Source organism: Gilliamella sp. LMG 34360, from assembly GCF_984568995.1.
The window spans coordinates 511,699-534,423 of sequence record NZ_OZ474900.1 but is presented as its reverse complement, the minus strand read 5'-3'; the positions used below and the strand labels follow the sequence as shown (position 1 = coordinate 534,423).

The 22,725-nt window shown below is 36.3% G+C and carries 15 protein-coding genes; 14 read left to right on the top strand and 1 reads right to left on the bottom strand.

The genetic code is table 11. The features are described from left to right. Positions 1–177: 177 nt before the first annotated feature. The 11 genes from parE to AC5LW9_RS02390 all read left to right on the top strand — a co-directional run bounded on the left by parE (position 178) and on the right by AC5LW9_RS02390 (position 17,826). On the top strand, positions 178–2,067 hold the full coding sequence (gene parE, locus AC5LW9_RS02440; protein ID WP_493456274.1) for a DNA topoisomerase IV subunit B: 1,890 nt from the start codon (positions 178–180) through the stop codon (positions 2,065–2,067). Between the two features lie 27 nt (positions 2,068–2,094). Next, positions 2,095–4,320, top strand: a complete 2,226-nt coding sequence (gene parC / locus AC5LW9_RS02435; RefSeq protein ID WP_493456273.1) for a DNA topoisomerase IV subunit A — start codon at positions 2,095–2,097, stop codon at positions 4,318–4,320. Positions 4,321–4,324: 4 nt separating this feature from the next. Continuing rightward, positions 4,325–5,173, top strand: coding sequence for a co-chaperone DjlA (djlA, locus tag AC5LW9_RS02430; protein ID WP_039129285.1), 849 nt, complete (start codon positions 4,325–4,327; stop codon positions 5,171–5,173). Positions 5,174–5,187: 14 nt separating this feature from the next. Continuing rightward, a complete protein-coding gene (locus tag AC5LW9_RS02425; RefSeq protein ID WP_493456272.1) occupies positions 5,188–6,633 on the top strand; it encodes a TrkH family potassium uptake protein in 1,446 nt (481 codons plus the stop codon). A gap of 143 nt (positions 6,634–6,776) precedes the next feature. Then, a complete protein-coding gene (locus AC5LW9_RS02420; RefSeq protein WP_493456271.1) occupies positions 6,777–8,351 on the top strand; it encodes a TerC family protein in 1,575 nt (524 codons plus the stop codon). Between the two features lie 199 nt (positions 8,352–8,550). Further along, a complete protein-coding gene (locus AC5LW9_RS02415; protein WP_039128408.1) occupies positions 8,551–9,861 on the top strand; it encodes an NCS2 family permease in 1,311 nt (436 codons plus the stop codon). Between the two features lie 327 nt (positions 9,862–10,188). Continuing rightward, positions 10,189–11,631 carry a D-xylose transporter XylE gene (gene xylE / locus AC5LW9_RS02410; RefSeq protein WP_493456270.1) on the top strand — a complete coding sequence of 481 codons (1,443 nt, stop codon included), beginning with the start codon at positions 10,189–10,191 and terminating at the stop codon, positions 11,629–11,631. A 39-nt stretch (positions 11,632–11,670) separates the two neighbouring features. Next, positions 11,671–12,990: a xylose isomerase gene (gene xylA / locus AC5LW9_RS02405; RefSeq protein WP_039128402.1), complete on the top strand. Its 1,320-nt coding sequence runs from the start codon at positions 11,671–11,673 to the stop codon at positions 12,988–12,990. Positions 12,991–13,084: 94 nt separating this feature from the next. Further along, positions 13,085–14,542: a xylulokinase gene (gene xylB, locus AC5LW9_RS02400; RefSeq protein ID WP_493456269.1), complete on the top strand. Its 1,458-nt coding sequence runs from the start codon at positions 13,085–13,087 to the stop codon at positions 14,540–14,542. 382 nt (positions 14,543–14,924) lie between these two features. Continuing rightward, the gene (locus AC5LW9_RS02395) at positions 14,925–16,574 is read left to right on the top strand and encodes a glycoside hydrolase family 43 protein (RefSeq protein ID WP_493456268.1); all 1,650 of its coding nucleotides are present in this window, start codon (positions 14,925–14,927) and stop codon (positions 16,572–16,574) included. Positions 16,575–16,590: 16 nt separating this feature from the next. Beyond that, positions 16,591–17,826: an MFS transporter gene (locus AC5LW9_RS02390; RefSeq protein WP_334321365.1), complete on the top strand. Its 1,236-nt coding sequence runs from the start codon at positions 16,591–16,593 to the stop codon at positions 17,824–17,826. A gap of 80 nt (positions 17,827–17,906) precedes the next feature. On the opposite strand, the gene AC5LW9_RS02385 is transcribed toward AC5LW9_RS02390, so the two are convergent. After that, entirely contained in the window at positions 17,907–19,097 is a 1,191-nt protein-coding gene (locus AC5LW9_RS02385) for a XylR family transcriptional regulator (RefSeq protein ID WP_493456267.1), read from the bottom strand. 441 nt (positions 19,098–19,538) lie between these two features. Here AC5LW9_RS02385 and rpsL point away from each other — a divergent pair, with 441 nt between their 5' ends. The 3 genes from rpsL to fusA all read left to right on the top strand — a co-directional run bounded on the left by rpsL (position 19,539) and on the right by fusA (position 22,696). Further along, entirely contained in the window at positions 19,539–19,913 is a 375-nt protein-coding gene (gene rpsL, locus AC5LW9_RS02380) for a 30S ribosomal protein S12 (RefSeq protein ID WP_025316630.1), read from the top strand. Positions 19,914–20,013: 100 nt separating this feature from the next. Continuing rightward, positions 20,014–20,484 (top strand): 30S ribosomal protein S7, encoded by a 471-nt coding sequence (rpsG, locus tag AC5LW9_RS02375; protein ID WP_065737965.1) that lies wholly within the window; start codon positions 20,014–20,016, stop codon positions 20,482–20,484. 109 nt (positions 20,485–20,593) lie between these two features. Next, entirely contained in the window at positions 20,594–22,696 is a 2,103-nt protein-coding gene (fusA, locus tag AC5LW9_RS02370; RefSeq protein ID WP_334321363.1) for an elongation factor G, read from the top strand. Positions 22,697–22,725 lie beyond the last annotated feature (29 nt).

Genomic DNA, 22,725 nt, shown 5'->3' with positions numbered 1-22,725 from the left:
ACTAAAAAAGCAGTATAAAGCATGATTAATTTCAAATAAATTAACTAAATAATAATTATTATCAACTAATGCACTATCTTAAAACGCTATTTGTATTTCATTATAAATTTAATATCATGCATCTTAAAGAAAGATTGGTATAATACATCCCATTTATTTAAATGAAATAGAAACGCTATGTCACAATCTACTTATAATGCCGTTGATATTGAAGTCTTAAAGGGGCTCGATCCAGTTCGACATCGCCCTGGAATGTATACTGACACGGCTCGCCCGAATCATTTAGGGCAAGAAGTCATTGATAACAGTATCGATGAAGCTATTGCGGGACATGCTCGTCAAGTGAAAGTCACCCTTTATGAAGATAATTCTCTTGAGGTCATTGATGATGGACGAGGAATGCCGGTTGATATTCATCCTGAAGAAAGGGTGCCAGCCATTGAGCTACTACTTTGCCGTTTACATGCCGGAGGTAAATTCTCGAACAAAAATTATCAGTTCTCTGGTGGTTTGCATGGTGTAGGTATTTCCGTGGTTAATGCTTTATCCAAACGGGTAGAAGTTACTGTTAATCGCGATGGTCAAGTTTATCAAATCGCTTTTGAAAATGGTGATAAAGTTGAAGATTTACATGTAATAGGTACATGTGGTCGTCGTAACACGGGTACTAAAGTACGTTTTTGGCCAGATGAAAAGTATTTTGATTCACCTCGATTTTCAGTGCCCCGCTTAACTCATTTGCTTAAAGCGAAAGCGGTACTCTGTCCAGGTCTGGAAATTATTTTCAAAGACAAAATTAACAATACGGAACAACGCTGGTGTTATCAAGATGGCTTAAAAGATTATTTAATGGAGTCTGTTAGTGGTTACACACTATTACCTGAAGAGCCATTTACAGGTAGCCACACGGGTGAAACTGAAGCTGTCGAATGGGCTTTACTTTGGTTACCAGAAGGTGGCGAACTTTTAACAGAAAGTTATGTTAACTTAATTCCAACCATACAAGGTGGCACACATGTTAATGGTTTGCGCCAAGGATTGCTTGATGCTATGCGGGAATTTTGTGAATTTCGAAATTTATTACCGCGCGGTTTAAAACTTACTGCGGATGATATTTGGGAACGTTGTGCATATGTATTATCAGTAAAAATGCAAGAACCACAGTTTGCTGGGCAAACCAAAGAACGCCTATCATCAAGACAAAGTGCAGCATTTGTATCTGGGATTGTTAAAGATGCATTTAGTTTATGGTTAAACCAAAATGTACAGATCGCTGAATCATTGGCAGAAATGGTCATTAGCAGTGCACAAAAACGTTTAAGAGCATCAAAGAAAGTTATTCGTAAAAAGCTCACGAGTGGCCCAGCTCTGCCAGGTAAATTGGCAGATTGTTCCTCACAAGATTTAAGTCGTACAGAACTGTTTTTAGTCGAAGGGGATTCAGCGGGAGGATCCGCTAAACAGGCACGAGATCGTGAATATCAAGCGATCATGCCTTTAAAAGGTAAAATATTAAATACTTGGGAAGTTTCATCTGACGAGGTCTTAGGTTCACAAGAGATTCATGATATTTCAGTAGCCATTGGCATCGACCCTGATAGTGATGACCTAAGCCAATTACGTTATGGTAAAATCTGTATTTTAGCTGATGCTGACTCAGACGGATTGCATATTGCCACTTTGCTTTGTGCGCTATTTGTTCGTCATTTTCGTGTTATGGTTGAACAAGGACATGTCTTTGTGGCAATGCCACCTCTTTATCGCATCGATCTAGGCAAAGAAGTACATTACGCTTTAGATGAAGAAGAAAAAGAAGGTATTTTAGATCAACTAAAACGTAAAAAAGGTAAACCGAATGTCCAACGTTTCAAAGGACTGGGTGAAATGAACCCATTACAACTACGTGAAACAACAATGGATCCTAATACCCGCCGATTAGTTCAGTTATCACTTGATAATACAGAAGAAACCATGGCATTAATGGATATGCTACTAGCCAAAAAACGTTCAGAAGATCGCCGTGAATGGTTACAAGAAAAAGGTGATCAAGTCGAACTTGATGTCTAACATAAAGAATGATTTAGAGGAACAATAATGAGTGAAATAACTCATGACGGAGTAGAAATCCAGTCACTACGTACATTTACAGAAAGTGCTTATTTAAACTACTCAATGTACGTCATTATGGATCGGGCATTACCTTTTATTGGTGACGGTCTAAAACCCGTACAACGACGTATTGTTTATGCCATGTCCGAATTAGGGCTAAATGCTCAAGCAAAATTTAAAAAATCAGCACGTACTGTTGGTGATGTGCTCGGTAAATATCACCCGCATGGTGATAGTGCATGTTATGAAGCGATGGTGTTAATGGCACAGCCATTTTCTTACCGTTACCCACTAGTTGATGGTCAAGGCAACTGGGGGGCACCAGATGATCCTAAATCATTTGCTGCTATGCGTTACACCGAATCACGTTTATCAAAATATGCGGAATTATTATTGGGTGAATTAGGGCAAGGTACCGTTGATTATACACCTAACTTTGATGGTACATTGCAAGAGCCTAAAATGCTACCAGCTCGATTACCAAATATTTTATTAAATGGTACTACGGGTATTGCTGTTGGTATGGCGACAGATATTCCACCGCATAATATCCGTGAAGTAGCAAATGCTGCCATTATGTTGGCTGATAACCCTAATGCAACTTTAAGTGAAGTGATGGCTCACATTCAAGGGCCGGATTTTCCAACCGAGGCCGAAATTATTACCTCACCAGAGGATATTGCTAAAATATATAAAACAGGTCGCGGTTCGATTCGCATGCGTGCAGTTTGGAAAAAAGAAGACGGTGATATTGTTATTACCGATCTACCACATCAAGTCTCTGGTGCAAAAATTTTAGAGCAAATTGCATCGCAAATGCGGGCTAAAAAATTACCATTGATTGAAGATTTACGCGATGAGTCTGATCACGAAAATCCTACTCGATTGGTTATCGTACCTCGTTCTAATCGTGTTGATTTAGAACAAGTAATGAATCACCTTTTTGCCACCACCGATCTTGAAAAAAGCTATCGGGTAAATATGAATATGATTGGGCTAGACAATCGCCCATCAGTAAAAGGTTTGGTTGAAATTCTTACTGAATGGCTAGAATACCGTCGAGCAACTGTCATACGTCGCATAAATTATCGTTTAGACAAAGTGTTAAAGCGACTACATATTTTAGACGGTCTATTAATTGCTTTCTTAAATATTGACGAAGTGATTGAAATTATCCGTAATGAGGAAGATCCAAAAGCTGAGTTAATTCGTCGCTTTGCTCTGACCGAAATTCAAGCAGAAGCTATTTTAGAGTTAAAACTTCGTCATTTAGCCAAATTGGAAGAGATGCGAATTAAAGGTGAACAAAACGAACTTGCTAAAGAACGAGATCAGTTACAAGCGTTATTGGCTTCGCCACGAAAATTAAATAATTTAATTAAAAAAGAGCTACAACAAGATGCCGAAAAATATGGTGACGAGCGTCGTTCACCGATTGTTGAGCGTAGTGAAGCTAAAGCTATTACAGAACAAGAACTCACACCATCAGAACCTGTCACTGTTGTGTTATCTGAAATGGGCTGGGTGAGATCAGCAAAAGGCCATGATATCGATCCTGTTGGTTTAAGTTATAAAGCTGGCGATAGTTTTAAAGTTGCAGCCAAAGGTAAAAGCAATCAACCAGTTGTATTCATTGATTCAACTGGTCGAAGTTATGCTATTGAGCCAAATACACTACCATCAGCGCGCGGACAAGGTGAACCAATAACGGGTAAACTAGCACTTCCTGCTGGAGCCACAATTGAGCACATGTTAATGTCAGCGAATGAAAATCAAAAGTTCTTGTTAGCCTCTAGTGCTGGTTATGGCTTTATTTGTCAATTCAATGATTTAGTTACTCGTAATCGTAATGGTAAAGCAATAATCAATTTACCAAACGGTGCTAAAGTGCTAACGCCAATTGAGATTCTATCTGAAGATAGCTTATTATTATCCATTACTCAAGCAGGACGAATGCTCGTCTTCCCTGTAAAAGATTTACCAGAGCTTGCAAAAGGTAAAGGTAATAAAATCATATCATTATCAGGTGCAGAAGACAGCCTTGCTTATATACGATTAATCACACCAGAAACATCCTTAACCTTATATGTTGGTAAACGCAAACTTACGCTCAATCCGGCTGATTTAGAAAAATTTAAGGCGGAACGCGCGCGTAAAGGAACGTCTTTACCACGTGGATTACAAAAAATAGATCGAATTGAGGTAATTTAATAATATGTCTTTTATTTGGGCAATAATTACAGGCTTTGTTTTAAGCATTATATTAAAATCAAATTGGGGGTTTTTACTTGGGCTATTTATTGGTCCAAAACTCTACCATGCATTTTGTAATAAATTAACTGACCAAAGCCCCAAAGGAAACCCAAGACTCTACTTAACCGTCGTTTTTGAAGTACTGGGTCATTTAGGTAAATCTAAAGGCGTTGTAACGCAAGATGATATTAATCTGGCTCGTAGATTTATGACCCAATTGCAGCTTGATAGCAATAGTCGTCAACTTGCTCAAGACTCCTTTAATCGCGGTAAGGCAAGTGATTACCCACTCAGGGCACGTTTAAGAGAGTTATATAATCAATATCGTTCTAGACGTAATGTTTTAAATATTTTCTGTGAGCAGCTTATCCAAGCAGCATTAATCGATGGTCGTTTAGATGATAAAGAGTCAGAAATACTCTTTATTGTTGCCGAGGAATTCAATATTCCACGGCATCAAATGGCGATTTACATTCAAATGATGATGGGGAGTTACCATTTCCATCAACAAAATTATAACTACCAAGAGGAACAATATAATCAATATCGACACAGTAATAATAGCTATGGTAGTTATCAAAACAACTCTTCACAACTAAATTTACAAAATGCCTATAAAATTCTTGGCGTTGAACCATCTGATGATATTGCGACAATAAAAAGAGCTTATCGTAAATTAATGAATGAACATCATCCTGACAAGTTAGTATCTAAAGGATTACCAAAAGAGATGCTTGAAGCCGCTAAAAAACGAGCACAAGAAATTCAAGCGGCTTATGATCTAATCAAAGCCTCTCGTGGTTTTAAATAGAGACGATCAATATGATGCACTGGCGCTCAATTCTTAGAATTATAGGTCTATTAATAGCACTCTTGTCGATATTTATGTTACTACCGGCACTGATTGCTCTCATCTATCGTGATGGTGCAGGTGCTATATTTGTTCGCTCTTTCTTCGCTGCATTAATATTAGGCTGTTTGCTATGGTTACCCAATCGTCACCAACGCCATGAACTTAGTACTCGAGAAGGTTTCTTTATCGTCGTATTATTTTGGGTTGTACTCGGTACAATTGGAGCATTTCCCTTTATTTTCGACACCCATATCAATTTAAATTTAACCACAGCATTTTTCGAATCGTTTTCCAGCTTAACGACAACAGGTGCAACAACGATTGTACATCTCGATCACCTACCTAAAGCCCTACTTTTTTATCGGCAATTATTACAATGGTTGGGAGGTATGGGTATTATCGTTTTAGCGGTTGCAATCTTACCGTTATTAGGTGTTGGGGGCATGCAGCTTTATCGTGCTGAAATCCCTGGTCCACAAAAAGACAGCAAAATGCGTCCACGTATTGCCGAAACGGCAAAAACACTGTGGTCAATTTATATTTTACTCACAACGCTCTGTGCAATTTGCTTATGGGCTGCCGGAATGAATATTTTTGACGCTGTTTCACACAGTTTTTCAACTATATCGATGGGCGGATTTTCTACTCACGATGATAATCTTGCTTATTTTAACAGCGCGACCATCAACTATATTATCACTATTTTTCTAATTTTATCGGGTTGCAATTTTGCGTTACATTTTGCCTCATTAAACGGATTATCATTTAAGGTATATTGGCGAGACCAAGAGTTTAGAACGTTTATCTTTATTTTGCTTATTTTAATTGTGATTTGTGCATGTGGAGTTTACTTTTATCAGGTAAAACACAAATTAAGTATAGACAAAATAATATTGCAAGTTGTCTCTGTCGCAGCAACAGCAGGATTTACCATTGATGATATCAATACCTGGCCGTCATTACTTCCCCTGTTTTTACTATGTGCATCGTTTATTGGTGGATGTGCTGGTTCAACGGGCGGGGGTTTGAAAGTCGTTCGAGTACTATTACTATTTATGCAAGGTTCACGAGAGCTAAAACGCCTTATTCACCCCAATGCTATCTATACATTGAAACTAAACAATCGTGTCGTACCTGAACGAATTATTGAAGCTGTTTGGGGATTTTTCTCGGCCTATGCCTTAGTCTTTTTAGTCAGCCTATTTATCATTATGGCAACAGGCGTCACAGCTTCTGATTCTTTCTACATTGTGGCATCATCACTCAATAACTTAGGTGTTGGCCTTGGAAGTGTAAGTGATAATTTTGCTAGTGTAAGTGACATGGTTAAATGGGTCATGATAGTTGATATGTTATTTGGTCGGTTAGAAATATTTACTTTACTTGTTTTATTTACACCAACTTTCTGGCGAAGCTGATTTTATACTGAAACGTATAGTTAACCTGAAACTTTTTAACAAAATAAACAATTTTTATAAATATTTTATTGATTATTTGGTCAATTACAGCCAGAATTACACGGCAGCATGTGCTGTGATCATTAGAGGTAATCACCTGACATATGGAATGGATCATGGATCCTACAATCTGGATTGGTTTATCCACTCTGGTTGTACTTGAAATCGTCCTTGGTATTGATAATATTGTTTTTATAGCCATTCTTGCCGAGAAACTTCCACCTCACCAACGAGATAAAGCCCGTATAACCGGTCTTGCATTTGCATTAATTACCCGAGTTTTATTATTAATGATAACTGGTTGGTTAGTTACGCTTAATACACCACTATTTTCAAAATTTGGTATTACATTCAATGCGCGCCAATTAATTATGTTTATTGGAGGGCTATTTTTGCTTTTCAAAGCAACGATGGAGCTCAATGAACGCCTTGAAGGCTCTGCCCATGAAGAGGGAAAACCGAAAAAAACCTCACATTTTTGGACAGTGGTCGCCCAAATCGTGGTACTTGATGCAGTATTTTCTTTAGACTCAGTAATTACCGCTGTGGGTATGGTTGAACATATTCCAGTGATGATTATTGCTGTTTGTATTGCCATTGCCATTATGATGGTTGCCAGTGGACCTTTAGCTCATTTTGTTAACTCACATCCAACCATTGTCATTCTTTGTTTAAGCTTCTTACTGATGATTGGCTTTAGTTTAGTTGCAGAAGGATTTGGGTTTATTATTCCTAAAGGTTATTTATATGCAGCGATAGGCTTCTCAATTATGATTGAATTTTTCAATCAATTGGCTATTTTCAATCGTCGTAAAATATTAAACAAAAAACCATTACGTGAACGTACCGCCGAAGCTGTTTTGCATTTACTTAAAGGTGATGCAGAAGAAGATCCTGAAACTCACACGATTGATGTAGTATCAGATACTAATAAAAAAGTCTCTGTATTTAATCACCAAGAATTAAGCATGGTCGAACGGGTACTTGGACTTGCCCAGCGTTCAGTCAGTAGTGTTATGACATCACGATTAGATGTTGATATGGTTAATATTAATGATGATCATCAAGTCATACTAAAAGAAATTTTTGATAATCCTCATTCACGTTTAGTTGTCACGGATAATGCCTCAATTGATGAACCGCTAGGTATCATTCAAGTCAACGATCTTTTAAAAGATATGATCCAAAGCAAAAAATCGATTGATATTAATTCATTGATTAAACAGCCTCTTATCTTCCCAGAGACGGTATCTTTATTGGTTGCACTCGAGCAATTTAAAAAGGCTAAAACCCACTTTGCTTTTGTCGTTGATGAATTTGGCTCAATGCAAGGCGTTGTCTCGGTAACAGACATTATTGAAACCATTGCGGGGGATTTTCCAACAGAAGAAGAGGAAATTGATGCTAAACATGATATTCAATGTATAGATGATAATAGTTGGATTGCTAATGGCTATATTCCTGTTGAAGAATTAATTCGTTTTGTCCCTATACCCATTGATGATAAACGTGAATATCATACTCTGGCAGGATTGCTAATGGAAAAAGCTCAACATTTGCTTAATATCGGTGAGACGATACAAATTGGTGATTATCTATTCGAAATTGCCGAGATAGAAAGCCACCGTATTCTTAAAGTCAAAATTATTTTGAACAAACTTGATGCTGTATCTGAGTAGTACTGTGCCGAGTGCACTGCACAAACTAGAATAACGCTTGACCTAAATAAATAACAAGCAATAATTATGCAGTAAAATTTCTTTTTTAAAAGATGTGGAGTAACAGCCCTCATCTTTTTTATTTTTTACTTTTGGTAAAAAATAAATAGCAAAACGTTAAATACGTTCATTCTTGACAACCAAAATTGGGCTTTAATTTATGAATTCAATATTTGAAAAAATATTTCAATTGAAAGAAAAAAAAACAACTGTCGGTACTGAAATTATCGCTGGTTGTACCACTTTTCTTACAATGGTCTATATAATCTTCGTCAATCCTTCCATTTTATCTGCAACGGGTATGGATACTTCAGCTGTATTTGTGTTAACTTGCGTTGTTACAGCCTTTGCCACTATTTTAATGGGTTTATTTGCCAATTTACCCATTGCTTTAGCCCCAGCAATGGGACTTAACGTCTTTTTTGCTTATGGAATATGTGGTGCAATGGGTTACTCATGGCAAATAGGTATGGGAGCGATATTTTGGGGATCGCTCGTATTTTTTTTATTATCATTATTGAAAGTTCGCCATTGGTTAATTGAACACATTCCACAATGTTTACGCGTCGGTATTAGTGCCGGGATTGGCTTATTTATTGCTTTTATGGGCTTTCAAAATATGGGTATTGTCGTTTCTTCGCCGGCAACACTATTAACCATGGGGAATATTTTATCGCTAAAAGTATTACTCGGTTCACTGGGCTTTTTTATTATTATAATTTTAGCTGCGCGTAACTTTCATGCAGCAGTGCTTGTTTCGATTTTTGTTGTAACGCTGCTTGCGCTTTGGTTAGATCCCGATATTAATTATCAAGGTATTGCATCTATCCCACCAAGTGTAACTCCTGTTGTCGGTCACGTTGACCTTGCCGGTTCATTCAACATCGGTATTATGGGTGTAATCTTCTCAGTTATGATTGTCAGCTTATTTGATTCATCTGGAACAATTCTGGCATTAACCGATAAAGCGGGTATTTGTGATGAAAAAGGTCGCTTTCCAAAAATGCGTCAAGCGTTATTAATTGATAGTTTTAGCTCATCTCTTGGTGGCTTATTTGGTACATCATCTGTATTAACCTATATTGAAAGCTCTGCAGGTATCTCTGTTGGTGGTCGTACAGGCTTAACGGCTGTGGTTGTTGGATTATTATTTTTAATGATGACCTTTTTATCACCATTAGCTCACCTTGTACCAAAGTATGCTACCTCTGGTGCGCTTATTTTTGTTGGAATTTTAATGGTTTCAAGCTTAGTTAAAGTCAATTGGTCAGATTTAACTGATGCAACACCAGCATTTATCACCGCATTAATGATGCCATTTGCTTTCGCGATTACAGAAGGGGTTGCGCTTGGTTTTATCTCTTATGTCGTATTAAAAACCTGTACAGGTAAATTTAAAGAACTCAACCTTTGCGTTATTACTTTTGCTCTATTATTTGCTTTAAAATTTATCTTTATTGATCATCACTAATTCAATTTTATTTCTACCGTTTTATAACGGTAGAAATAAACCTATCAGTTAATCCTCATCAAGCTTGCTACACACAAAATTTATTAACGTGTTTTTCATGATTTAATCTGAAGTTATCATTTAAATTAAATTGGATACGTCAAATTATCAATAACTCACCTATTCAACAAACACTCCTTTAACTAATTTGATCTGCATCACAAAAACTAAAAAACATAAAAATAGTACAAAATTTAGTAATTGTTGTTGTGCTTAATATTCCTGCATATTGATTAAACAGTTTCAGATCTAATTGAAACCTAATTTGATAAACAAGCAGGTATGAATATGAGTACACATTATAATTCTCTATATGTTTTCCGAATTACCTTAGTTGCAACTTTAGGAGGTCTATTATTTGGTTATGATACAGCCGTTATCTCTGGAACAGTTGAATCCATATTTAAAGTTTTTGTTGAACCACAACATTTAAGTGAGACTGCTGCAAATTCCTTATTAGGTTTCTGTGTAGCAAGTGCTTTAATTGGTTGTATTATTGGCGGTTTAATGGGAGGTTATTTAAGTAATCGTTTTGGACGTCGAAATTCATTACTAATTGCCGCATTTTTATTCTTTATTGCTGCAATTGGATCCGCTTGGCCTGAACTAGGATTTCGTACAATAGAATCTCAACAAATACCTTATTATTTAGCTCAATATGTCCCTCACTTTGTGTTTTATCGCATCATCGGTGGTATCGGTGTTGGCTTAGCTTCTATGTTATCACCTATGTACATAGCTGAAGTGGCACCAGCAGAAATCCGGGGTAAGCTAGTATCGTTTAACCAATTTGCTATTATTTTTGGACAACTTTTAGTTTATTGTGTTAACTACGGTATAGCAAGTTCAGGCGATCAAGTTTGGTTAAATATAGTTGGTTGGAGATATATGTTTTTATCTTTAGCCATTCCAGCATTACTATTTTTTGGATTATTATTCACAGTCCCAGAAAGCCCTCGTTGGTTAACCGCACAAAATAAAACAAACAAAGCTCAACACATTCTTTCTAACATTTTAGGAAATCAAAAAGCCGATCAAGCATTAAAAAGCATTATCGATTCCCTATCATCCAACTGTGATAAAAAAAGTAGCTCATTATTAAAATATGGTATAGGGGTTATTATCATTGGAATTTTATTATCTGCATTTCAACAATTAATGGGAATTAATGTTGTTCTTTATTATGCACCAGAAGTGTTTAAAACATTAGGTGCTAGTACTGATTCAGCATTATTACAAACCATTGTAGTTGGTATTATCAATCTATCTTTTACTACCATTGCTATTTTTACCGTTGATAAATTTGGTCGAAAACCATTACAAATAATTGGTGCCATTGGCATGGCAATAGGCATGATCACATTAGGCACAACATTTTATTTACAGATATCAGCCAGTATTGCTCTTGCTGCAATGTTGTTTTATATCGCTTCTTTTGCTATCTCCTGGGGGCCTGTATGCTGGGTATTATTATCAGAAATATTCCCCAACTCTATCCGAAGTAAAGCTTTATCCATTGCTGTAGCAGCACAGTGGATCACAAATTACCTAGTATCTTGGACTTTTCCAATCATGGATAAAAATACCTATCTTATATCTCATTTTAATAACGGTTTTGCCTATTGGCTATACGGTGCAATTAGCATAATGGCTGCTATTTTTATCTGGAAATGGCTTCCTGAAACAAAAGAAAAATCTTTAGAAGAACTTGAAAAGTTCTGGAATAAATAAATCAAAATCTAATTTAAAAACAATATTAAGGAGAACACTATGAAACATTACTATGACAAAATAGAACGCATTAATTACGAAGGAGCACAAACTGATAATCCTTTCGCCTTTCGGCATTATAATCCAAGCCAAATCATTTTAGGTAAAACCATGGCTGAACATTTACGCTTTTCAATCTGTTACTGGCATACTTTTTGTTGGGCTGGAACGGATATGTTTGGTTCAGGATCGTTTAACTATCCATGGCAATCTAATGCAGATCCATTAAGTAACGCAAAAGCTAAAGCGGATGTTGCCTTTGAGTTTTTTTATAAAATGAACGTACCTTTTTATGCATTTCATGATGTGGATGTTGCACCTGAAGGCAATTCGATTCAAGAATATATCAATAATTTATCAATAATGACCGATATCTTACTAGAAAAACAACAACAAACAGGCGTTAACTTACTCTGGGGTACAGCTAATTGTTTCACCAATCCGAAATATGCAGCTGGTGCAGCGACAAATCCAGATCCGGAAGTCTTTGCTTGTGCAGCAACACAAGTTGTACATGCCATGAATGCAACTCATAAACTAGGTGGACAAAATTATGTACTATGGGGGGGACGAGAAGGATACGAAACATTGTTAAATACTGATTTACGTAAAGAGCGAGAACAAGTCGGTAAATTTATGCAACTAGTCGTTGAAAACAAACATAAAATTGGTTTTAACGGCACGTTACTTATTGAACCTAAACCACAAGAACCAACTAAGCACCAATATGATTATGATGTCGCAACCATTTATGGATTTTTAAAACAATTTGGCTTAGAAAAAGAGATTAAAGTAAACATCGAAGCCAATCATGCGACACTTGCCGGCCATTCATTCCAGCATGAAGTAGCCTCTGCCTTTGCTTTAGATATATTTGGATCACTTGATGCTAACCGTGGCGATCCACAACTAGGCTGGGATACCGATCAATTTCCAAACAGTGTGGAAGAAAATACCCTTGTCATGTATGAAATTCTTAAAAATGGCGGATTTACAACGGGAGGATTGAATTTTGACGCGAAAATCCGCCGTCAAAGTGTTGATAAATATGATGCATTTTATGGACATATTGGCGCAATGGATACCATGGCATTGTCATTGAAATGTGCAGCAAGAATGATTGAGGATAATGCACTGAATCAAAAAGTTACTGACCGTTATGCAGGTTGGAGTAACAACTTAGGTAAAGAGATATTACAAGGCAATATGACGCTACAAGATATTGCTCAATATAGTCTTTCCCACAATTTACAACCAAAACCATACAGTGGAGAACAAGAGAAATTAGAAAATCTCGTTAATAAGTTTATTTTTGGCTAGCAATATTGTTGAATATAATAAAGTCAGAGCTACTATATAGTTACCATTATTCGGTAATAACGATAGCTCTGATGGCAACACAATGGAGAAAACTATGTACATTGGTATTGATTTAGGTACTTCAGGGATCAAAGTAATTTTGATGGATGAACAACAACACATCGTTGCCACTATTACAAAACCACTAACTGTATCACGCCCTCATCCATTATGGTCTGAACAAGATCCTTTACAATGGTGGCATGCAACCGATATGGCTATGCGTGAACTTAGTCAACAACATAATTTAAAAACTGTAAAAGCCATTGGTCTAAGTGGGCAAATGCATGGTGCTGTACTTTTAGATCAACAAGCACAAATATTAAGACCAGCAATACTTTGGAATGACGGACGTTGTGATGCCGAGTGTCATCAATTAGAACAACAAGTACCGGCGTCAAGACAAATCACAGGAAACTTGATGATGGCGGGCTTCACTGCACCCAAAATCAAATGGGTACAAAATCATGAACCAGAAATATTCGCCAAGATTGACAAAGTACTATTACCCAAAGACTATTTACGTTTTAAAATCACCAATCAATTTGCATCCGATATGGCTGATGCTGCCGGTACAATGTGGTTAGATGTTGAGAAGCGCGATTGGAGTGATTTACTATTAGATGTTTGTGGTTTAAGTCGAAAACATATGCCAACTCTGTTTGAAGGTACTCAAGTCACTGGTTATGTCACAGATGAAATTGCCAATGATTGGGGAATTAATACCATTGCGGTGATAGCTGGTGGCGGAGATAATTCAGCTGGCGCAGTAGGGGTCGGTTTGTATCAATCTGGTCAAGCCATGTTATCACTTGGAACCTCAGGTGTTTATTTTGCCGTTACGGATCGTTTTATCAGCAAGCCAGAACAAGCAATCCATAGTTTCTGCCATGCGCTACCTAATCGGTGGCATCTTATGTCGGTTATGTTGAGTTGCGCTTCATGCCTTGATTGGGCCTGCCAATTATTAGAAATTAAAGATGTGGCGACATTATTATCTTCAATTGAAGAACAACAAGCTAACGATAAACCACCGGTGTATTTTTTACCTTATCTATCAGGAGAAAGAACGCCACATAATAATCCTGAAGCAAAAGGCGTATTTTTTGGTCTAACTTATCAACATAACAAGATAGATCTAGCAAAAGCAGTATTATTGGGCGTCAGCTATGCGCTTGCCGATGGCATTGATGTTGTTCATCAAACAGGTATTTCACCCGATAAAATTTTGATTATTGGCGGCGGGGCTCGTAGTGGCTATTGGCGACAATTAATCAGTGATATTTCTGGCTACCCTATTGAATATTGTGAAGGAAGCGAAGTTGGACCTGCTTTAGGTGCAGCAAAACTGGCACAAATTGCGTGTAATCCAAATACTCAGTTAGAGGCCTTGTTACCGCCATTACCGCTGATTCAAACCCATCAACCTGACATGAAAAAATATGCACAATTCCAACAACAGCGTTCAATTTTTAGAAAAATTTATCAACAGCTAAAACCATTAATGCCTTAATATTTAATCAGCAGAAGTTCATATTTATATGATTTTCTGCTGCTAACCAAACATCTTCACCAGTTAAATGATATTTAGTCAAACGTTATTACCACTATTACCAATAATTCAAACCCATCAACCCGGCTTGAAAAAAACATGCAGAATTCTAACTACAGCGTTCAATTTTTAGAAAAATTGACAAAATATTTAATAATTTAAAATTAACTCACCACCTATTTATGTTCATAACGCTAGGAATGTGATCAATCTCTCATTAACAAAATATCGTAATCTGAAAACCAAATTTGATAATAAAAAAGTTTTAACAGATAAATTATAGTTCAATCAGAAACATAAAGATTTTCTCTTATCAATAACATAATGCAAGGAGTTTTAAAAAATGCCTAAAATAAAAAATCCTATTATACCTGGCATGTCACCTGATCCATCTATTATACGGGTCAATGATACTTACTATATTGCTACATCAACTTTCCATTGGCACCCTTCAATACAAATTTTTCAATCTAATGATTTATCAAATTGGAAACTAATTGATTATATTTTTAAAAATGGTGAAATCAAACTTTCTGGAACCAATACACCTGCGGGTATTTGGGCTCCTCATTTATCTTATGATCCGATCAATAAAAAATATTGGTTAATTTATTCTCACATGGTTAGCATGGCTGGAAGAGAATTTAATGCTGATGCTTATGCAGTTCATGCAGATAACATAAAAGGTCCTTGGTCAGATCCTATTTATTTTACTTCCATTGGTTTTGACCCTGCATTATTTCACGATGATGATGGCAAACATTATTTAACGATCTTAGAATGGGAAACTCGCCAAGGTTATCAAGCACCTGGAAATATAGTAATAGCAGAAGTAGATTTAAATACAGGTAAAGTCATTAGCCCATGGACAAGAGTGACCAATGGATTTACTACTCGAGGATGTTCTGAAGCTCCACAAATTTATAAAAAATTCGACTATTATTATCTAATAATTGCTGCTGGTGGAACTGGTTATGCTCATGGCATTGAAATAGGTCGCTCTAAAAATATTTATGGACCTTATGAACCACATCCGTCAAGAGAACCAATAGTCACGTCATCACCCAATCATTTATTTTCATTAGGTGACCCCGATGCTGGTCATTTTGAAATGTACAATCCAAATTCAATAATGCAAAAAGCCGGTCATGGTTCATTATTTGAGGCACAAGATGGTGAGTGGTACATTGCTCACTTAATGTCTAGACCGCTTAGTGGGACATTGTTAAATCCTTTGGGTCGAGAAACGTCCATACAAAAGATGAGATGGACCAATGATGGCTGGTTAGAAATGGCTGACGGTACAAATTTAGCTAAAATGGAGTTTGATTATTCATTACCTATTGGTAATGAAGTAAGCCATGATGTTATTGATGATTTTGATAAAGAGTATCAATTAGAATTTATGACACCATATAGAGCGCAAACACCTAATTGGGTAAATACCCATGAACGACCGGGACATTTGCGAATATATGGACAAAATTCACTATTCTCCCAATTTAACCCATCAATTATGGCAACAAGAGCAACATCTTTTAATTATGATATTCAAACTAAAGTAGAGTTTCATCCTGAGCATTATTCACAAACGGCTGGAGTTGGAGTGTATTATGATTCTAATAATTGGATCTACTTACATTTAACTCACAGTGAACAACTAAACGCTACCATCCTTACTATTTTACAAGCAAAACTTGGGTCTCGAATTGAATTTGTTAATCATAGAATAGTAATACCTAATGAACAAGTTGAACTCAAATTATCATATCGAGATGGATTTGTTTCACTCTTTTATCGAATTGAGAAAGAGGAGTGGAATAATATCATTAATCAGATAGATGCTACTTATTTGTCTGATGAAGGAGTAAATGGAGAACCTGGAGAAATAGGCGGTTTTACAGGATTATTTAATTTTATCGCCTCAGTTGATACCTACCAACATCAATCCTACGCCGATTTTGATTATTACTACGTGAAAAATAATCAATAATATTAAGGAAGACATCATGAAAATAACAATTCCATTAACTCGACTAGTTCCTGGACTTATTATTGGACCTGCCACTTGGTTAGGTCCCTACATTGCAGCAGCAAGTCTATTTTTACCCGCTTTAATTCAACAACTTGATGAAACAAATAAAATTACATTATTAGCGCTATTTTCAAGTTGTGGTATGGTTGCTGCAACAATATCAAACATGTTGGCAGGTTATGTATCTGATAGGACTTATTCTAGATTTGGCAGTCGCACACCATGGATTATAATTGGAGCAATTGGGTTTATGTTATCAATGATATTAACATCAACCGCCAACAGTATACCCTTTTTATTATTTTGTTGGATATTAGCGCAAACTGCCTTAAATTTTATTGTGGCGCCAATGGTTGCTTGGCTTGATTTTGCGGCAGAGGATAAAAAAGGAACCGCATCAGGTGCTTATGGTGGCCTGGGTATGGCACTGGGTAATAATGGATTTACAATTATTGCTGCAATGTTCTTAGGTAGTTTCCGATTAGGTTTCATTGTATTTGGGATAATCACTTTTATCGGTACATTAATATCAGTCTTTATTGTTCGTGAACCTTCTAATTTGGACAAAAAAAACCAAAATCAGGTAAAACAAGATGATAATAAACAAAAAAGCTCGTTAGCTATATTTCCGAGATGGTCAATTGGTCGTGATTACTACCTAGCATTAATAGGTAAACTTTTTCAAGGAATTGGCAATTTTACAATCACTGGTTATTTGCTATTTATTATGACTGACTTTATGCATACTGACTCATCTGAAACTCAAAACTCAATTCAGTTAATTAATTTGGTTATGCTTATATTTGGCATTTTGATGGGATTCATTGCTGGACCAATCTCCGATAAATTGAAAATTCTCAAAATTCCAGTTGGGTTATCAACAATATTTTTAGGTATTGGCGCGTTAAGTTTAGTTATTGCTCCTAATCATATTGGTATTTTGATTTATGCATTCGCAGCTGGAATTGGTATGGGCGTTTGGAACTCTTTAGATAATTTATTAAATTTAGAAGTTATTCCCGACAAAAATAGAATTGCATTCTTTCTAGGCGTTTATAATTTAGGTAATACAGCAACTCAAGCTTTAGCACCAATAATTGCAGCTTGTGTAATATCACTATTCGGTTTTGGAGCAATATTTATTACGTCCTTTGTTTTTGCAATGTTGGGAGGAATATCAATACTTTCAATCCGTTCAGTAAAAAGATAAACATCTAGAAGTTAGGAAAATGTGAATAAATATTCTGTTTTCCTTTCATTTTATAAAAAATGATCTTAATAATATGACGCCTATAGATGATTAATGGTTGCAAATTTACTTCTAAAATCTTTAGGAGTCATTGCATAAAACTTTTTAAATAAAAAATAAAAATATTGTACTGATGGATATCCACATTGCTGGGAAATAGCCTGAATAGACAATGATGATTCAATTAATAGATATTTAGCTCGATTAAACTTTTCTTCATGAATCACTGAATGAATGGTTTTACCTAATGACTCTTTAAAACGTATTTCTAAATTAGACCGAGAAATTTGCATATCAGAAATAACTTGCTCGACTTTAATGCCTTTACAGGCATATTTTCGAATATAATGCATTGCTTGAATAACATACGGATCTTGTATTGAACGATAATCTGTTGAACGCCTCGCAATAATTTTTTTGGGCTCAATCAATAAAGGAGAGGTGGAAACTTTCCCTTTAGTTAAGCGTTTATGCAATAGACTCGCTGCGTTAAAGCCCATCTCTTCTGTGCCTTGTTTTACGGTCGATAAAGAAACCATTGATAAATTATTTATCACTTCTTCATTATCAATACCAATCAAACATAGTTCTTCTGGTATTTTTAAGCCGACTATATCACAAGCTTGTAAAATATGATGCGCTCTAGCATCATTTACCGCGATAATACCGGTATTAACAGGTAATGATAATAACCATTTGGACAATTTATCTAAACTTTCTTGCCAATTATCTAAAGAAGTTATCATTCCTTGATAGATAACGCCTTGATAACCTTTCTGGGTTAAAATTTTTTCAAAGATTTTTTCCCTTACGCCTGCCCAACGACAATATCGAGTTAGTGGTATACTATAAAAAGCAAATTGATGTATTCCTTTGTCGCATAAGTGATTAAAAGCACTTTCAATGATGGCATAATTATCAGCCGCCACATAAGGAACTTTAGGATAACTAAAATCATCATGATACGAGCTACCCACACCAATTATCGGAATATCAACCTTGGTAAGCAAATCTTCAATATCAGGATCATCAAAATTAGCAATAATGCCATCACAATCTAAATGGAAAGAAGCTTTTTTATCGTAACGCAGAGTTTCTGATATATAAATATTCCAGTGAATATTATTTAATTTCAAAAAATCGCCAATACCTTTAAGAATTTGTCGATCGTAGATATTATTTGCATTAAATAATAAAACAACTTTGTAAGATTCATTCTTTATATTCATCATTGTTACACGTTAAATATGTTCACAATCAATATATTATTACTGTTTTTTAATGTATAAAAATTTGAGTAAAATCACATAATATTAACTGACATAAAATGAAATCGATCAATTTTATAAAAAATACTCACTCTAATTAGCTTTTTGGCGATCTTCTTAATCACTAAACATGAGTGATATCAAAATAAGCATAAATTACATTAAATAATTTAAACAACAAAAAGAGTAACAAAATAAAATTAAAACATTTTTATTATTTTTACCTAATACTAATAAAATTTAATTGAAACAGGCAAAGAACTTGTGGTAATACTTGACATTATGGCTGTTGGGGTCTAGAATCTTGCGACCCAAAACTTATATACATAATTTTTGGTCTACAGTTATTAATTACGTATCTAAAAAGCAATTTTAAATTTATTTTAATTAATCAGGAGCTTATTAATGGCAACAATTAATCAGCTGGTACGCAAACCGAGAGCACTAAAGGAAGTAAAAAGTAACGTTCCTGCTCTTGAAGCATGCCCGCAAAAACGCGGTGTTTGTACACGTGTTTACACTACTACACCGAAAAAACCAAACTCAGCATTACGTAAAGTATGCCGTGTACGTTTAACCAACGGTTTTGAAGTAACTTCATATATCGGTGGTGAAGGTCACAACTTACAAGAACACAGCGTGATTTTAATCCGCGGTGGTCGTGTTAAAGACTTACCTGGTGTTCGTTATCACACTGTTCGCGGTGCATTAGACTGCGCAGGTGTTAAAGATCGCAAACAAAGCCGTTCTAAATACGGTGTGAAACGACCTAAAGCTTAATGGAACTCCGTTAAGTAAGGCCAAACTAAATAATTCCATTTAACTCACTTGAGTTTTGGGTAAACCTGAAAAATTTATAACATATAAACGGAGTATTCCAATGCCACGTCGTCATGTTGCTGGTCAAAGAAAAATTTTACCTGATCCGAAATTCGGTTCAGATTTGCTGGCGAAATTTGTAAATATTTTAATGATAGATGGAAAAAAATCTATCGCAGAATCAATCGTATATTCAGCTCTTGATAAATTAGCTGAGCGTAGTGGAAAAGACCACTTAGCAGCTTTCGAAGTTGCATTAGATAACGTAAGACCAACTCTAGAAGTTAAGTCTCGTCGCGTTGGTGGTTCTACATACCAAGTTCCTGTTGAAGTGCGCCCTGTTCGTCGTAATGCACTTGCAATGCGTTGGATTGTAGATGCAGCACGTAAACGTGGCGATAAATCAATGGCTTTACGCCTAGCGAATGAACTTATGGATGCTTTTGAAAACAAAGGTACCGCTGTGAAAAAACGCGAAGATGTTCATCGTATGGCTGAAGCTAATAAAGCGTTTGCACATTATCGTTGGTAATTATCGCCATTCAATTAAATGGCTGAGGATTCGGCTGGTAGTACATATCTACTGTCAGCCAACCTAAATGATATTTTATTAAGCAAACGATTCTAAGTAGAGGATTAATATGGCTCGTACAACCCCTATAGTACGCTACCGCAATATTGGTATTAGTGCACATATTGACGCAGGTAAAACAACAACAACTGAACGTATTTTGTTTTACACTGGTGTAAGTCACAAAATTGGTGAGGTTCATGATGGCGCAGCTACCATGGACTGGATGGAACAAGAACAAGAACGTGGTATTACTATCACTTCTGCTGCAACAACTGCATTCTGGTCTGGTATGGGTCAACAATTTGAACCACACCGTATCAACATTATCGACACCCCGGGACACGTTGACTTCACAATCGAAGTAGAACGTTCAATGCGTGTTCTTGATGGTGCAGTAATGGTTTACTGTGCGGTTGGTGGTGTTCAACCTCAATCAGAAACAGTATGGCGTCAAGCAAACAAATATAAAGTTCCACGTATCGCTTTCGTAAACAAAATGGACCGTATGGGTGCTAACTTCTTACGTGTTGTTGATCAAATCAAAACTCGTTTAGCAGCAGTACCAGTTCCTTTAGTTTTACCTATCGGTGCAGAAGAAGGCTTTACTGGTGTAGTTGATTTACTTAAACGTAAAGCAATTAACTGGAATGATGCTGATCAAGGCGTAACATTCACTTATGAAGATGTACCTGCTGACATGGTTGAGCAAGTCGAAGAATGGCGTGCTTACTTAATGGAAGCTGCGGCTGAAGCAAATGAAGAGTTAATGGAAAAATACCTTGGTGGTGAAGAGTTAACTGAAGAAGAAGTTAAAGCTGCATTACGTGAACGCGTACTTGCTAATGAAATCATCCTAGTAACTTGTGGTAGTGCCTTTAAAAATAAAGGTGTTCAATTCATGCTTGATGCAGTTATTGAATATCTACCTGCACCAACTGACGTACCTGCAATTAAAGGTGAATTAGCAAATGGTGAAGCGGCTGAACGTCATTCAAGTGATGATGAACCATTCTCATCATTAGCATTCAAAATTGCAACTGACCCATTTGTTGGTAACTTAACATTCTTCCGTGTTTACTCTGGTGTTGTAAACTCAGGTGATACTGTTCTTAACTCTGTTAAAGATAAAAAAGAACGTTTTGGTCGTATCGTTCAGATGCACGCTAACAAACGTGAAGAAATTAAAGAAGTTCGCGCGGGTGACATTGCTGCTGCAATCGGTCTAAAAGATGTGACTACTGGTGATACTCTTTGTGCTGAAAGCGCACCAATCATTCTTGAAAGAATGGAATTCCCTGAACCAGTAATTTCAGTTGCAGTTGAACCAAAAACCAAAGCTGACCAAGAAAAAATGGGCCTTGCTTTAGGTCGACTAGCACAAGAAGACCCTTCATTCCGTGTTCACACAGATGAAGAATCAGGTCAAACAATCATTTCTGGTATGGGTGAGCTTCACTTAGAAATCATCGTTGACCGTATGAAACGTGAATTCAAAGTTGAAGCGAATGTCGGTAAACCACAAGTTGCTTACCGTGAAACCATTCGTAATGAAGTTGAACAAGAAGGTAAATTTGTTCGTCAATCTGGTGGTCGTGGTCAATATGGTCATGTATGGTTAAAAATCAAACCATTGGAAGCTGGCGGCGAAGGCTACAAATTCAACAATGAAATTGTTGGTGGTGTGGTTCCTAAAGAATACATCCCTGCAGTTGATAAAGGCTGTCAAGAACAAATGAAAAATGGTGTTCTTGCTGGTTACCCAATTGTTGATGTTGAAGTTACTATCTTTGATGGTTCTTACCATGATGTCGACTCATCAGAAATGGCATTTAAAATTGCCGGTTCAATGGCATTTAAAGACGGTTTCATGAAAGCTAAACCGGTGCTTTTAGAACCGATTATGAAAGTAGAAGTTGAAACTCCAGAAGATTATATGGGTGACGTAATTGGTGACTTAAACCGTCGTCGTGGTATGATCGAAGGAATGGAAGATACCGCTACTGGTAAAACAGTTAAAGCACAAGTTCCACTTTCAGAAATGTTTGGTTATGCAACAGATCTTCGTTCACAAACACAAGGTCGTGCTTCTTACTCTATGGAGTTCTTGAAGTACAATGAAGCGCCAACCAATATTGCTACAGCAATTATTGAAGCTCGTAAAGCGAAATAATTTTTATATAAATAAAGTAACACTTCCCT